The 13,769-nt window shown below is 75.2% G+C and carries 13 protein-coding genes, 6 tRNA genes and 1 pseudogene; 9 read left to right on the plus strand and 11 right to left on the minus strand.

The genetic code is table 11. From position 1 onward, the window contains the following. Positions 1-55 precede the first annotated feature (55 nt). The 3 genes and pseudogenes from ACFY3U_RS17825 to ACFY3U_RS17835 all read left to right on the plus strand — a co-directional run. A complete protein-coding gene (locus tag ACFY3U_RS17825; protein WP_387202404.1) occupies positions 56-1,324 on the plus strand; it encodes an MFS transporter in 1,269 nt (422 codons plus the stop codon). Positions 1,325-1,432: 108 nt separating this feature from the next. Then, positions 1,433-1,912, plus strand: a complete 480-nt coding sequence (locus tag ACFY3U_RS17830; RefSeq protein WP_387202408.1) for a nitroreductase family deazaflavin-dependent oxidoreductase — start codon at positions 1,433-1,435, stop codon at positions 1,910-1,912. A 19-nt stretch (positions 1,913-1,931) separates the two neighbouring features. Beyond that, positions 1,932-2,072 (plus strand): annotated as a pseudogene (locus ACFY3U_RS17835) (Gmad2 immunoglobulin-like domain-containing protein); the annotation flags it as partial. A 139-nt stretch (positions 2,073-2,211) separates the two neighbouring features. Here ACFY3U_RS17835 and ACFY3U_RS17840 read toward each other — a convergent pair. The 7 genes from ACFY3U_RS17840 to ACFY3U_RS17870 all read right to left on the minus strand — a co-directional run bounded on the left by ACFY3U_RS17840 (position 2,212) and on the right by ACFY3U_RS17870 (position 3,975). Then, a tRNA-Cys gene (locus ACFY3U_RS17840) sits at positions 2,212-2,285 on the minus strand. Positions 2,286-2,297: 12 nt separating this feature from the next. Further along, positions 2,298-2,370, minus strand: a tRNA-Arg gene (locus tag ACFY3U_RS17845). A 14-nt stretch (positions 2,371-2,384) separates the two neighbouring features. Then, a tRNA-Gln gene (locus tag ACFY3U_RS17850) sits at positions 2,385-2,456 on the minus strand. 22 nt (positions 2,457-2,478) lie between these two features. Further along, positions 2,479-2,551 (minus strand) — tRNA-Arg (locus tag ACFY3U_RS17855). 38 nt (positions 2,552-2,589) lie between these two features. Next, the gene (locus tag ACFY3U_RS17860; protein ID WP_387202411.1) at positions 2,590-3,789 is read right to left on the minus strand and encodes an RtcB family protein; all 1,200 of its coding nucleotides are present in this window, start codon (positions 3,787-3,789) and stop codon (positions 2,590-2,592) included. A gap of 33 nt (positions 3,790-3,822) precedes the next feature. Next, a tRNA-Gly gene (locus ACFY3U_RS17865) sits at positions 3,823-3,894 on the minus strand. 8 nt (positions 3,895-3,902) lie between these two features. Beyond that, a tRNA-Trp gene (locus ACFY3U_RS17870) sits at positions 3,903-3,975 on the minus strand. 451 nt (positions 3,976-4,426) lie between these two features. Here ACFY3U_RS17870 and ACFY3U_RS17875 point away from each other — a divergent pair. Continuing rightward, the gene (locus ACFY3U_RS17875; protein ID WP_387202414.1) at positions 4,427-5,620 is read left to right on the plus strand and encodes a spore photoproduct lyase family protein; all 1,194 of its coding nucleotides are present in this window, start codon (positions 4,427-4,429) and stop codon (positions 5,618-5,620) included. A 45-nt stretch (positions 5,621-5,665) separates the two neighbouring features. On the opposite strand, the gene ACFY3U_RS17880 is transcribed toward ACFY3U_RS17875, so the two are convergent. Beyond that, a complete protein-coding gene (locus ACFY3U_RS17880) occupies positions 5,666-6,346 on the minus strand; it encodes an NADPH-dependent F420 reductase (protein ID WP_387202417.1) in 681 nt (226 codons plus the stop codon). 179 nt (positions 6,347-6,525) lie between these two features. Here ACFY3U_RS17880 and ACFY3U_RS17885 point away from each other — a divergent pair, with 179 nt between their 5' ends. The 4 genes from ACFY3U_RS17885 (at position 6,526) to ACFY3U_RS17900 (ending at position 9,693) form a co-directional block, all read left to right on the plus strand. Beyond that, entirely contained in the window at positions 6,526-7,128 is a 603-nt protein-coding gene (locus ACFY3U_RS17885; protein ID WP_387202420.1) for a TetR/AcrR family transcriptional regulator, read from the plus strand. An 18-nt stretch (positions 7,129-7,146) separates the two neighbouring features. Next, positions 7,147-7,926, plus strand: coding sequence for an alpha/beta hydrolase (locus ACFY3U_RS17890; RefSeq protein ID WP_387202423.1), 780 nt, complete (start codon positions 7,147-7,149; stop codon positions 7,924-7,926). Between the two features lie 245 nt (positions 7,927-8,171). Next, positions 8,172-8,942, plus strand: coding sequence for an ABC transporter permease (locus ACFY3U_RS17895; protein WP_387202426.1), 771 nt, complete (start codon positions 8,172-8,174; stop codon positions 8,940-8,942). 43 nt (positions 8,943-8,985) lie between these two features. After that, complete coding sequence (locus ACFY3U_RS17900) at positions 8,986-9,693, plus strand: DedA family protein (RefSeq protein ID WP_387202429.1); 708 nt, start codon at positions 8,986-8,988, stop codon at positions 9,691-9,693. Here ACFY3U_RS17900 and ACFY3U_RS17905 read toward each other — a convergent pair. Together ACFY3U_RS17905 and ACFY3U_RS17910 are read right to left on the minus strand one after the other, a co-directional pair. Then, positions 9,654-10,478: a M15 family metallopeptidase gene (locus tag ACFY3U_RS17905; RefSeq protein ID WP_387202432.1), complete on the minus strand. Its 825-nt coding sequence runs from the start codon at positions 10,476-10,478 to the stop codon at positions 9,654-9,656. The genes ACFY3U_RS17900 and ACFY3U_RS17905 overlap by 40 nt on opposite strands. Beyond that, on the minus strand, positions 10,475-11,731 hold the full coding sequence (locus ACFY3U_RS17910) for a D-alanyl-D-alanine carboxypeptidase family protein (RefSeq protein ID WP_387202435.1): 1,257 nt from the start codon (positions 11,729-11,731) through the stop codon (positions 10,475-10,477). The genes ACFY3U_RS17905 and ACFY3U_RS17910 overlap by 4 nt, the downstream gene beginning before the upstream one ends. Before the next feature lie 203 nt (positions 11,732-11,934). Here ACFY3U_RS17910 and ACFY3U_RS17915 point away from each other — a divergent pair, with 203 nt between their 5' ends. Next, the gene (locus ACFY3U_RS17915; protein WP_387202438.1) at positions 11,935-12,933 is read left to right on the plus strand and encodes a fatty acid desaturase; all 999 of its coding nucleotides are present in this window, start codon (positions 11,935-11,937) and stop codon (positions 12,931-12,933) included. A gap of 41 nt (positions 12,934-12,974) precedes the next feature. On the opposite strand, the gene ACFY3U_RS17920 is transcribed toward ACFY3U_RS17915, so the two are convergent. Continuing rightward, a complete protein-coding gene (locus ACFY3U_RS17920; RefSeq protein WP_387202441.1) occupies positions 12,975-13,754 on the minus strand; it encodes a peptidylprolyl isomerase in 780 nt (259 codons plus the stop codon). Between the last annotated feature and the right edge of the window lie 15 nt (positions 13,755-13,769).

The following is a 13,769-nucleotide window of genomic DNA, read 5'->3' on the forward strand; positions in this document are numbered from 1 at the left end:
CAGTCCTGGGCCGAATTGCTCGACCCCGCCGCGGCGGCGGGCGACCGTGACCGACATGGTCACCGACGCCCGCTGGTCCATCGCCTTCCGTCAGTTGTACGCCGTCAGCGTGGTCGGCAGCATCGGTCAGCAGGTCGCGCTGTTGGCGGTACCGGTGCTCGCCGTGGCCGTCCTCGACGCCACCCCCGGCCAGGTGGGGCTGCTCGGGGTGCTGGGCACCGCCGCCTTCCTGCTGATCGGCCTACCGGCCGGGGTCTGGGTGGACCGCGCCGACCGCCGGACCGTGATGATCGTGGCGGATCTCCTGCGAGCCGCGTTGTTCGCGTCGGTCCCGCTGGCGTGGTGGGCGGGCCGGCTGACCATCGGCCAGCTCGGTCTGGTGGTGCTGCTGAGCGGCGCCGCCACGGTCTTCTTCGACGTGGCCGAGCAGAGTTACCTGCCGGCGGTGGTCGGCCGGGATCGACTGCTGGCGGCGAACTCCGTCCTGCTCACCACCGGCGCGACCATCCAGATCGGGGGTCGGGCGCTCGGCGGCTTCCTGGTGCAGCTGCTCACCGCCCCGGTGGCCCTGGTCCTCAACGCGGTCGCGTACCTGGCCTCCGCAGCCCTGCTGGCCCGGCTGCGGCCCGATGCCGCGCCCCGCGGCGGCGGTGGGCGCGACCCCTTCGCCCGGCAGCTCCGCGAAGGGTTACGACACGTGCTGGGGAACCCGCTGCTGCGCCCGCTCGCGGTGTCCCTGGCCGGCATCAACCTGACGGTCAACCTGATGACCACGATGCTGCCGGTGGTGCTCCTCGACGACCTGGGGCTCGGCCCCGCCGTGCTCGGCGTGTTCCTCGGCGCCGGCGGGGTCGGCGCCCTGATCGGCGCGGCGACCGCTCGACCGCTGGCCGAGCGGATCGGGCACGGCCGCGCGCTGTGGCTGCCCGGAGTGGTCGTCGCACCGTTCGTGGCCCTGGTGCCGATGATCGACACCGGGCCGGCGCTCTGGCTGGCCGGTTTCGGCTGGGTCGCCAACGGCTGGCGCACCGGGATCGGCAACGTCATCGGCGTCAGCCTGCGCCAGCGCTGCACCCCGGATCCGTTGCTCGGCCGGATGAACGCGGTGTTCCGGTTTCTGCTCACCGGGGCGATCGCCGTGGGCGCCGCGCTCTCCGGACTCATCGGCCAGTGGGCGGACGTACGCGTCGCGCTCTGGGTGGGCGCCGCCGGTGCCGCGCTGACCTGGCTGCCGGTCTTCTGTTCCCCGCTGCGCGTCCTGCGCAGCCCACCCGCGGTCGACGCGACGGCCCGACCGACGAGCGGAGCGCACGTCGACAGCTGAGGGTCGTCGCCGCGCCGGCACCGCACCGCCCGACCTGGGGCCGGCGGCCCACGCCGCGGCGCGGCCTTGCCCGCCGCCGCTAGCGTCGGCTCCGGAAGGGAGCCCGACATGCCCGAGGAAACCCCGCCGGCCGGCGGCCGGCCGACGCCCGTACGCCCGTTCCGGCGGTCCCGTGCCGACCACGTCGGCGACGCCGCCTTCCGGCTGCTGGCCAAGCTGGGCGTCGGCCCGGCGCAGCTGCTGATCACCCGCGGTCGTCGCACCGGCCTGCCGCGCGCCGTACCGGTGGTCCCGGTGCGCCACGACGGCCGGCTGTACCTGGTCGCCCCGTACGGCCCGGTGCCGTGGGTGCACAACGCCCGCGCGGCCGGCCACGTCCAACTGCGGCGCGGCCGCACCACCCGGGAGTACGCCGTCCGCGAGGTCACCGCCCCGGGCGAGGCCGGCCCGGTGCTGAAGCGGTACGCGGCCGTGGCCAGCGCCACCCGGTCCTGGTTCGCGGCGCGGCCCGACTCACCGGTGGCGGAGTTCGCCGCCGAGGCGGACCGGCACCCGGTCTTCGCCCTGGAACCCGCCGCGCGGGGCTGAGCGCCCGGCGGTCACCGTCGCCGGCGCCACCGACGTCTACGAGGCGACCGTCTCCGCCCGGGTGGTGGACTCCGCCGGCCGGGTGGTCGGAACCGGATTCGGCGTCGCCGCCCGCGGCACCGGCTGCCGGGGCGACTACCGGTTCACCGTGGCCTGGCACGCGGCCGCCGCCGGGCCGGCACCATCGAGGTGTACGAGGTATCCCCGCGCGGGGGTTCCCGCCAGCATGTGGTGCGTGTCCCCGTCCTGCTCGCCGCCACCGGCTGACCGGACGGCGGGCGACCACAGTGGACGGCATCTGGAGACCGAGGCGGGAGTCGAACCCGCGTATCCGGTTTTGCGGACCGTTCCCTGACCACTCGGGCACTCGATCGTGGTGGCACCGCGCCCCCGGCTGGACTCGAACCAGCGACCCCCAGGTTCGGAACCTGATGCGCTCTCCGCTGCGCCACGGGGGCATGAGCGTGTCGCGCTGCGAGCGGAGGACTCGAACCTCCATCGACCGTTCCAGAGACGGTTGTGCTGCCGATTGCACCAGCTCGCAAGGCTCCGCGAGGAGCGGAACGTGCCCCGACCAGGATTCGAACCTGGGCTCTCCGGTTTCGTAGACCGGCGCGCTCTCCGCTGCGCCACCGGGGCGTACGGCCGGCGCCCACCCCCGGGGGGCGCCGACCGGCCTAACCCTTCACACAGACCACCTGCTTGAGGTGCGCCACCACCTCGACCAGGTCGTCCTGCTGGGCCATCACCTGGGTGATGTCCTTGTACGCGCCGGGGATCTCGTCGACCACCCCGGCGTCCTTGCGGCACTCCACCCCGGCGGTCTGCTCGGCCAGGTCGGCGGTGTCGAACGTCCGCTTGGCCTGGGCCCGGGACATCCGCCGGCCCGCGCCGTGCGACGCGGAGCAGTACGCGTCCGGGTTCCCCCTGCCCCGCACGACGTACGAGCCGGTGCCCATCGATCCCGGGATGATGCCCAGGTCGCCCCGGCCGGCCCGGATCGCCCCCTTGCGGGTGACCAGCACCTCCACCCCGTCGTAGCTCTCCTGCGCCACGTAGTTGTGGTGGCAGCTGATCGGCTCGTCGAAGGTCACCTGCGGGAACTCGTCGCGGACCACCCCGCAGAGCACCGCCACCATGACCGCCCGGTTGCGCCGGGCGTACTCCTGCGCCCACCACAGGTCCCGCCGGTACGCGTCCATCTCCGGCGTACCGGCGAGGAAGACCGCGAGGTCGCGGTCCGGCAGGTCGGCGTTGTGCGGCAGCCGCCGGGCCACCCCGATGTGCCGCTCGGCGAGCTCCTTGCCGATGTTGCGCGAGCCGGAGTGCAACATCAGCCAGACCCGCCCGGCGTCCGGGCCGCCCTGCTCCAGGCAGACCTCGATGAAGTGGTTGCCACCGCCGAGGGTGCCCAGCTGGCGCTGGGCTCGGCCCTCCAGCTGCGCCACCCGGCGGTCCAGCTCGCCGAAGCGCCGCCAGAACGCGTCCCAGCCGCCCTGCTCCAGGCCGCGTACCCGGCGCGGGTCGATCGGGTCGTCCCGCTTGGCGAAGCCGACCGGGATGGCGGCCTCGATCGCCGAACGCAGCGGCGCCAGGTCGTCGGGCAGGTCGACGGCGGTGAGCGAGGTGCGCACCGCGGACATCCCGCAGCCGATGTCCACCCCGACCGCGGCGGGCGAGACCGCCTGACGCATGGCGATGACCGAGCCGACCGTGGCGCCCTTGCCGAAGTGCACGTCCGGCATCACGGCGACGCCCTGCACCCAGGGCAGCGCGCCGATGTTGCGCAGCTGCTGCGCGGCCTGCGGCTCGATATCGTACGGGTCGGTCCAGACGCGTACCGGGGCCCTGGTGCCCGGCAGCGGGGTGAATGCCATCGTAGTCTCCTCGATCGTCGAAAGATGGTGCTGAGCGGTTGGCCGGATTCGAACCGGCGATCTTCACCGTGGCGGGGTGACGCGCTACCGCTGCGCTACAACCGCCTGTCGTGCAGGGGTGACAGGATTCGAACCTGCGACCGTCGGAGTTGGAATCCGGTGCTCTGCCAGTTGAGCTACACCCCTGGGCGGGGCGGGAGACGAAAAAGCCGCCCGATCCCCGACGAGGGTGGGCGGCTGCGCTGTCGCGCTGGCGCTATCCGCGCCGCCACCCTGATCGCCAGCCGCATCGGCCCTGGAGCAGGGCCCGGGGCTGTTCGCCCGTCGACAGCATCGCACCACCGCGCGGCATGGACCGCGTGGTCTCGGTGCTGGCGTGCTGCGACACGGTGGGCTCCCCGGTTGATCGGCGTGACGTTGCCATCGACGGTAAGCCCGACCCGCCAGCGGCCGCAATGGATATTCGAGCCGGGCCTCCGCCGCTCGCCACGACCGGTCGAAGGGGCCGGCGGCGCAGCCTCGCCCGTTAGCCTGAACTACTGATCCCTGCGCGACGCGCCCCGGCCGAGTGCCGGGGCGCGTCCGTGCCGCCGCGGCCGGCAGGTGCGACCGGGCGCGGAGCGGGTACCCGTACCGGATGCATCCGCCGCAGCCCGACGGCGTCGACGTCGACGAGCCGCTCGCCGTCGACGTACCCCCGGCGCCGCACGACGCCAGTGGCGAGCGGGTGCCGATCCGCGACCTGGCCGGGCTGGCGCCTCCGGCCCGACCGGCGCGGCGGTGGACGCCCCGGCGGGTGGTGGCCACCCCGGCGGCGCTGGAGCACCCGCACGGCCGGCGGATCGCCGAGCGGGTCGAGGCGCTCGGCATCGAGGTGGAACGGCTGCGGGCCAACCGGCTGACCGGCCTGCGCGGGGAGACCGAGCGCGAGACGTACGCCCGGGCGAAGGCGACCATGGCGATCGTGGTGAGCCCACCGGCCCGCCGCCGGCTGCAACCCATCGCGCCCAGCGCGGACTGGCGGGTCGACCTGGCCGAGGGCTGCCCGGCGCACTGCCAGTACTGCTACCTCGCCGGCTCGCTCTCAGGCCCGCCGGTGACCCGGGTCTACGCCGACCTCGACGAGATCCTGGAAAACCTGGCCGAGTACGCCGGCCGGGGCACGGTGACCAGCCGCAGCGCCGGCCGGGCGGGCGAGGGCACCACCTTCGAGGCGTCCTGCTACACCGATCCGCTGGCGCTGGAGCACCTGACCGGCAGCTGGCGGCGGGCGGTGGAGCACTTCGCCGGCTGGGACGCGCCGGTGCAGCTGCGCTGGACCACCAAGTACGACGACATCGGCGGCTTCGTCGGGCTGCCGCACGCCGGGCGTACCCGCGTGCGGTTCAGCGTGAACTGCCTGCCGGTGAGCACCCGCTTCGAGGGCGGCACCAGCCCGGTGCCGGCCCGGCTCGCCGCGCTGCGCCGACTGGCCCTGGACGGCTACCCGGTGGGGTTGACCATCGCCCCGATCATGCCGGTGCCAGACTGGCGGGCGCACTACGGGCAGCTGCTGGCCATGGTGGCCGACGCGGTCGCCGGGGTGCCGGGGCTGGACCTGACCGCCGAGCTGATCAGCCACCGGTTCACCCCGGGGAGCCGGGAGGTGCTGCTCGGCTGGTACCCGCGAACCCGGCTGGAGATGGACGAGTCCCGGCGCAGCCGTAAACACGGCAAGTTCGGCGCGGTCAAGTACGTCTACCCGCGCGAGCGGATGGCCGAGCTGCGGGCGTGGTTCACCGACGAGCTGGCCGCCCAGGTGCCGGCCTGCCGGGTCCTCTACTGGACCTGACCGCCGCCCGGCCCCCGCCGGGCCGGGCCGGCGAGCCGCGACCGCTCAGCGGACGATCCTGAACTGGAACATCGAGGTGTCCAGGGTGCCCATCAGCCGAAGCCAGATCGGCAGCAGCATCTCGGTGCCCCGGGCGCCGGTGACGTCGCCGAGGTCGATGACGTCGGTGTGGCCGAAGCTCTCCAGCAGCCGGGTCACCGTCGCCTTGGCGTCGGCGTCGTTGCCGGCCACGAAGACGGTGTGCTCCCCGCCGGCGACCGCCGCGGGGTGGACCATCAGCTCGGCGGCGAGGGTGTTGAGCGCCTTGACCACCCTCAGCTCCGGGAACGCCGCCTGGATCCGCTCGGCCAGCGAGTCGGTGTCGGAGACGAACAGGCTCGGCGGGAAGCCCCGGGAGAAGTCGAGCGGGTTGGCGGTGTCGAGCAGCACCTTGCCGGCCAGGTTCGCCGCGCCGGCCGCGGTCAGCACGTCGACCGAGGCCGCGCCGCTGCTGGCGTTGACGATCAGCTCCGCGTCGGCGGTCGCGTCGGCGAAGGTGGCCAGGGTGATCTCGGGCCGCTCGGCCGCCCACTGCCGGTAAGGCGGGTTGCCCATGCCGTCGGGTTCGGTGCGGGCCAGGGTGGCGGCGACGTCCCGGGTGCCGATGGTGACCTGGTGGCCGAGCTCGGTGAGCCGCCCCGCCAGGGTCCGCCCGACCACGCCGGTGCCCAGTACCGCGATCTTCATCATGCTGCTCCTCATGCTTGTGGGGAGGCTGCCGCGCCTCGCCGTCGAGGCTAACAGACAGGTCTGTCTACTAGCAAGAGCCCGGCGCTCGGATTCCCGTCTGAGGCCGCTCGCGGGTGCGTACAGACCGGTCGGTATGCTGAATCTCTCAGGCGGAAGACGGACGGCGGAGGTGGCGGATGGCGACCACGGGAGCGACCGGGGCGGGCCGGCAGTCGGCGCGGGACCGGATCCTGGACACCGCCTTTCGGCTCTTCTACGCGCACGGCCCGCGCGGCGTCGGGGTGGACACGGTGATCGCCGAGTCCGGCGTCGCCAAGGCCACCCTCTACAAGCACTTCCCGCGCAAGGACGACCTGGTCCTGGCGTACCTGGACAGGGTCGACCAGGCCTGGTTCGGGGCGTTGCGCGCCGCCGCCCGCGACGCCGGTGACGACCCCCGCGACCAACTGGTGGGGATGTTCGACGCGCTCGCCTCGGCGTGCCGGCGGGAGGGCTACCACGGCTGCGCCTTCATCAACACTGCGGCGGAGAGCGCCCCGGGCAGCGCCGCGCACGCCCGTACCGTCGAGCACAAGGCCGTGGTGCGGGCCTGGGTGACCGACCTGGCCCGGCGGGCCGGCGCCACCGACCCGGACCGGCTGGCCCGCCAGCTCACCCTGCTGCTCGACGGCGGCCTGGCCGCCGGCGTGCTGGACGCCGACCCCGGCGCGCCGGCGGAGGCCCGGGCCGCCGCGGCGGCCCTGGTGGGCGCGGCCTGTCCGCCCGCGACCGGCGACTGACCGGGTACGGTGCCGGCCATGGCACTGATGCGCACCGACTTCTACTCCGAGGCGCTCGGCCTCAACACCTCGATGACGGTGCTGCTGCCACAGCGCACCAGCTCGCAGATCGGCATGTCGGGCGCCGACGCCGACGGTGACCCGCCGGTGCTCTACCTGCTGCACGGCCTCACCGACGACGACACCATCTGGCTGCGCCGCACCGCGATCGAACGGTACGTCGCACCGCTCGGGCTGGCAGTGGTGATGCCGCAGGCCGGGCGCAGCTTCTACACCGACGAGGCGCACGGCAACCGGTACTGGACCTTCCTCAGCGAGGAGCTGCCGCAGCTCTGCCGGTCCTTCTTCCGGCTCTCCGAGCGCCGGGAGGACACCTTCGTGGCGGGGCTGTCGATGGGCGGGTACGGCGCGGTCAAGTGGGCCCTGCGCGACCCCGGCCGGTTCGCCGCGGCCGCCAGCCTCTCCGGGGCGCTGGACGTGGTGCACCGCCGGCACCACCCGGCCCGGCCGGTGGACCCGGCCGTCTGGCACACCGTCTGGGACGACCGGCCGGTCTCCGGCACCGACGACGACACCGTCGCGCTGGTCCGGCGGGCCGGCGGCGACACGCCGCCGCTCTACGTCGCCTGCGGCACCGAGGACTTCCTGTACGACGACAACCTGCGCTTCGTCGAGGCCGCCCGGGGGCAGGGCGTCCCGGTCACGGCGGACTTCTCCCCGGGCGACCACGACTGGGCGTACTGGGACGCGAAGATCCAGGACGTGCTGGCCTGGCTGCCGCTGCGCACCCGGCACTGACCTCGGCGCCCACCGAAGCGGCGGGCGCCGGGTGACGGGCAGGGGCGGAAGTCCCGCCAGCGGGGGCCGACACGGCCCGCCCGGCAGGGATCGCACGGCAACCTCACGCTACGCGACCAGGTTGGTCGCCTCAGGTGACAACCGCGACTCCGGTCGGCGGCCGCTCATCCGTACGGGCCGCCCGGGGTGGTCCGCCACGGGCGGCTTCCCGGCGGGCGGGATCCCGCACCGGCGAGAATGCCCGGATGAACACGGCAGCGGTCTCCCCCAGCCCGACCCTGTACGCGGTGGTGGCCGCGCTCGCCCTGGCCGGGGCGGGCGTCGTCGCGGTCGGCCGGCTCGGGCCCGGCCGGGCGGTGCTGACCGCCGCGGGGCGGGCCGTCCTGCAACTGGGCGCGGTGTCGCTGGTCATCGCCGCGGTGCTCGGCTCCTGGTGGGCCACGGTCGGTTTCGTCGGGGTGATGCTGGTGGTGGCGTCGGCGACCGCGGCCCGTCGGGCGGGCGGCGTGCGTACCGGCTGGCCGCTGGCGGCGCCGATCACCGGCGGGGTGGCGCCCGTGCTGGCCCTGCTGGTGGGCACCCGGGCGCTTCCGGCCAGCACCCTGGCGGTGCTGCCCGGGGCCGGCATCCTGATCGGCGGCGCGATGACCGCCACCACGCTGGCCGCCCGCCGGGCGCTGGACGAGCTGCGCACCCGGCACGGCGAGTACGAGGCGGGCCTGGCGCTCGGCTTCAGCCCGCGTGACGCCGCCCTGGAGGTCTGCCGCGTCCCCGCCGGCCAGGCCCTGGTGCCGGCGCTGGACCAGACCCGTACGGTCGGGTTGGTCACCCTGCCCGGCGCGTTCGTCGGCGTGCTGCTCGGTGGCGGCAGCCCGGCCCGGGCCGGCGCGACCCAGCTGCTGATCCTGGTCGCCCTGCTGGCGGTGGAGGCGGTCGCCGTCGCCGGCACGGTCGAGCTGGTCGCCCGCGGCCTGCTCGGCGCCCCCGTACGGTTACCGGCGTCGCCCCGGGGGTAGCGGAGGTGCGCAGGTCGTAACACCGACACCCCGGAGGCTCCCCGTGCCGACCATCACCACGACGCTGGCCGCCCCCGGCCTGCTCGACCCCGGCTCGTTGATCTCCACGTTCGGCCTGGTCGGCGTGCTCGCCGCGGTGTTCGCCGAGTCGGGGCTGCTGGTCGGGTTCTTCCTACCGGGCGACTCGCTGCTGTTCACCGCCGGGCTGCTCGTCGCCGACGGGCAGCACCTGCACCTGCCGCTCTGGCTGCTCTGCCTGCTGGTGGCGGTGGCCGCGATCGCCGGTGACCAGGTGGGCTACCTGTTCGGTAAGCGGGTCGGCCCGTCGTTGTTCCACCGCCCCGACTCCCGGCTGTTCAAGCGGGAGAACGTGGAGCGGGCGAACCGGTTCTTCACCCGGCACGGCGCGCGCTCGCTGGTGCTGGCCCGGTTCGTGCCGGTGGTGCGGACGTTCACCCCGATCATCGCCGGGGTGAGCCGGATGCGGTACCGGACGTTCCTCGCCTACAACGTGGTGGGCGGGGTCGCCTGGGGCACCGGGGTGACGGTCCTCGGCTTCTTCCTCGGCCGGATCCCGTTCGTCCGGTCGAACATCGAGTTCATCCTGATCGGCATCGTGCTGGTCTCGGTGCTGCCGATCGGGGTGCAGCTGCTGCGGTCCCGACACCGGTCGACCGGCGCCGGTCAGCCCGGCGACCACCCGGCCAGCGGTCAGCCGAGCGAGGACCTGGCCACCGGGAAGTCGAAGTAGGTGTCGGGGTAGGGCTCCGCGGCGAACCGGTAGTGCCACCACTCCCGGTCGTAGTTGACGAACCCCTCCCGGGTCATCAGCTGCCGCAACAGGTCCCGGTTGTCCCGGGCCGTCCCGGTGACCCGCGGGTCGTCGGTGTGCGCGAGCGCGTCGAAGCAGTCGAAGCCGGTTCCCATGTCCACCCCGCCGTCGGCGAAACGCCGGCCGGCCGGGTCGGTGCACGGCACCAGCGGCTGGCCGACGGTCCAGCCGGCGGCCCGGGTCGGGGCGGGCAGCGGCTCCAGGGTCAGGTCCAGGGTGCTGCCCCGGCTGTGCGCGGTGGGCGCGCCGAGGTACCCGTCGGCGAAGAGCCGCGACTTGTCCACCCGGGGATAGAACTCGGCCTTCATCTGCTGCGCCCCCGGGTCGGCGCCCCAGCGGACGAAGTCGTCGACCGCCCGCTGGGGGCGGTAGCAGTCGTACACCCGCAGGCTGCGGCCCCGGGCGCGGGCGGCGTCCTGGACCCGGCGCAGCGCCTCGGCGGCGGGCCGGGTGAGCAGGCAGAGCGGCTCGGGGTACCCGTCGATCGGCCGGCCGACGAAGTTGTGCGCGGTGGCGTACCGGATGTCGACCGCGATGCTCGGGTCGACCTGGGCCAGCAGCACGATGTCCGACGGGGCCCGGGGCTCGCTCGGGGTGGGTGACGGGGCGCTCGGCACCGGCCGGGGGCCGGGCGGTCGCGCGCAGCCGGCCAGCAGCGCCGCCACCAGCAGCGCGCCGGCCGCGGACCGCCACCACGGGCTCACCGGTGTCGGCGGGCCGAGCGGCGGCGGCGCACCGCCAGGGTCAGCCCGGCGAGCCCGCCGAGCAGCACCGCGGACGACAGCGCGGCCAGCGGGCCGGGTCGGCTCCAGCGGTGACCGAGTGGATCCAGCCGGTCCGGTCCGGCGGCGGCGGCCAGCGCGGGCGCGGCGGCGCCGGTGACCGGCGCGGGCGAGGCCAGCTCGCCGGGCCGCACCAGCCGGCCGACGGTCGCGTCGCGGGGCAGCCCGAAACCCCAGTCGAGCAGCGCGGCGCCCTGCTGCCAGCCACGCTTGTCGACCACCTCCGCGCCGAGCAGGGTCACCACCAGCCGGCGGCCGCCGCGCTCGGCCGCCCCGACGTACGTGTGCCGGGCCAGGTCGGTGAAGCCCACCTTGCCGCCGAGCGCCCCCGGGTACTGGTAGAGCAGCTGGTTGTCGTTCTGGATCTGGAACGCCTTCTCGTGCAGCGCCGGCTGGGCGGGCACCACGGTCTCCCGGGTGGCGTCGTAGCGGCGGAACACCGGGTCGGCGAAGCAGGCCCGGGCGATCAGCGCCAGGTCGTACGCGCTGGTGAACTGCCCCGGCGCGTCCAGCCCGGACGCGGTCACCGCGTGCGTCTGCAGGGCGCCTAGGTGCCGCGCCTCATCGTTCATCGCGCGCAGGCCGCCGGCCAGCCCGTCCGGCCCGCCGCCGAGCCGGGCCAGCGCGTTGGCCGCCTCGTTGCCGGACTTCAGTAGCAGGCCCAGCCAGATCGTCTCGACCGGGTAGCGGCCGTCCTCGGCCAACCCGACGGCGGAGCTGCCCGGCTCGATCGCCAGGTCCCCGGCCGTCACGGTGACCACCTGCCGCGGGTCGAGCCGGGGCAGCATGGTGGCGGCGAGCAGCAGCTTCTGCACGCTGGCCGGGGTGCCGTACTCGTGCGGGCCGCAACCGCCCAGCACCGCGCCACTGTCCAGGTCGGCGACCAGCCATGAGGTCGCCGGCACGGCGGGCGGCGCGGCGACGCCGGCGGGGAACACCAACCCGGCGGTGGCCAGGTCGGCGCCGCCGACGGACCGCTGCGCCGGGTCCGCGTGCGGGGGCGTCGGTCGGGGCGGCCGGGACGCCGCCGGCACCGGCGGGCACGGCCCGGTGGTCACCGCGCCGGCGGACACCGACCTGGCGGGCGCGACGGTACGACCGCCGACGGTCGGTGGCCCGGTCGCGGCGACCAGCACAGCGACGACAACGGCGGCGGTACGACCCCGTGCTCTCACTCTGTCGGACGATAGCGAGCAGATCCGGCCGGCTCGGCGATCCGGCCGTTTCCGCCCGCCGGCCACCTCCGGCGGCTACCCTGAACGGTTGTCCGCCGGCGGCGCACGAGCGGGCCACCCGCACCCGACCCCATCGGCCGGCCGACAACCGGCCGTAACCTGGCCGCCCCGCATCCGTCGCCTGCCCACCGTACGGTCCGTGCGTGCCCACCCGGCTGTCCGCCGAGTCGCGGGGCGACACCGCGACGTCGGCCGTCCTGATCACCGCCGCGCTGGTCGTGGTCGCCCTGCAACTGGTGGTGCTGCCGCTGGTCCTGCTGCCGGCCGACCCCCGCTGGGGTTGGCTGCTGGTGCCGCTGGCGGCGACCACCACGCCGTACTGGTCGCTGGTGCACGAGGCGATCCACGGCTCCCTGCTGCCGACGAGGCGGCACAACGACCGCTGGGGCCGCGTGCTGGCGATCGGCTACGGCGCCCCGTTCGCGCTGCTGAAGACCGGCCACCTGCTGCACCACCGGTACAGCCGCACCCGGCGGGAACGCAGCGAGGTGTACGACCCGGCCGAGGTCGGGCGGGCCGGTCGGGTGGGGATGGTCGCCGGGCACTACCTGCGGCTGTTCGGTGGTCTCTACCTCGCCGAGGTGGCGTCGCTGCTGCTGCTGGCCGCGCCGCAGCGGCTGTGGCGGTGGCTGGCCGACCGGTTGGACGCGCCGGACACGGTCACCGGGCTGCTGCTGGACGCGGTGCGGCGGCGGCAGCTGCGAGCGTTCCGGGTGGACGCGGCGGTCGTGGTCGGAGCGTACGCGGCCGCCGCGATCGGGTACGGCCGGCACGTCTGGATGCTGGCCGCCGCGCTCGGCGCCCGCGCGACGCTGGTGTCCCTGGCCGACAACGCCTACCACTACGGCACCCGGCTCGACGCGCCGCTGGAGGCGATGAACCTCCGGCTGCCCCGGCCGCTGGAGGCGTTCGTGCTCGCCTTCAACCTGCACGCCGTCCACCACCGGCACCCCGGGCTGCCCTGGCACCGGCTGCGGGCCGCCCTGCTGGCCGACGGAGACGAGCTGCACCTGGGCTGGTTCCGGGCGGTCGGCCGGCAGCTGCGGGGCCCGATCCCGCTGGACGACCCGCGCCTGGCCCCGCTCGGCGACGCGCCGACCGGGCCACCGCCGCTGGGTGTCGGGGCGGGCGGCGAGAGATGACCGGTACGGCCGGCGGGGCGCCACCCCGCCGGCCGTTCGGGTCAGCGGCCCCGCTTCGCCCGGCAGATCTCCACCGGCAGGGCCGGCGCGCCGTCGACCGGTGCCGGGTCGTCCGCGGTCGGCGCGATCCCGCCCGCGGCGATCCGGTCGAGGGTGGCCAGCCCGGCGGCGTCGATGGTGCCGAAGACGGTGTAGTTGGGGCGCAGCGCCGAGTCCGCCTGGACCAGGAAGAACTGGCTGCCGTTGGTGTCCGGCCCGGCGTTGGCCATGGCCAGCGTGCCGCGGGCGTAGAGCCGGCGCACCCCGGTCGGGTCGGTCGGCGCCGGCGGCAGGTCGGTGGGCAGCTCGTCGGCGTACCGGTAGCCCGGGCCGCCCTCGCCGGTGCCCGACGGGTCGCCGCACTGCAGCACCTTCAGGGTCGGGTACGCGGTGAGCCGGTGGCACGGCGTCCGGTCGTAGAAGCCGCGCCGGACCAGGTGCAGGAAGCTCTGCACCGTGCACGGGGCGGCCTCCCGGTCGAGGGTCAGGCCGATCGGTCCGCGGTTGGTGTGCAGGGTGACCCGGACGCTGCCCCGGTCCGGCGTGTGCCGGGGGTCGGGCGGCAGCGGCACCGGACGGGCGGCCGGCTCGTCCGGGGTCGGCGTGTACGCGCACGGCCCCTTGGTGGGCGCGGGGTCGAGGTGGCCGGCGACCGGCGCGGCCTGGGCGACGGTGCCGCCGGTGGCGACCAGCACGGCGGACGCCAGCGCCACGCCCGCGAGGCGGGTCAGCACCGGCCGGCGGCGCCGGGTGGTGGCGGACGGTCGGGGTTCGCTCGACACGTGGGTTCCTCCCTG

This window comes from Micromonospora sp. NPDC000089, assembly GCF_042899365.1.
Lineage (GTDB): Bacteria > Actinomycetota > Actinomycetes > Mycobacteriales > Micromonosporaceae > Micromonospora.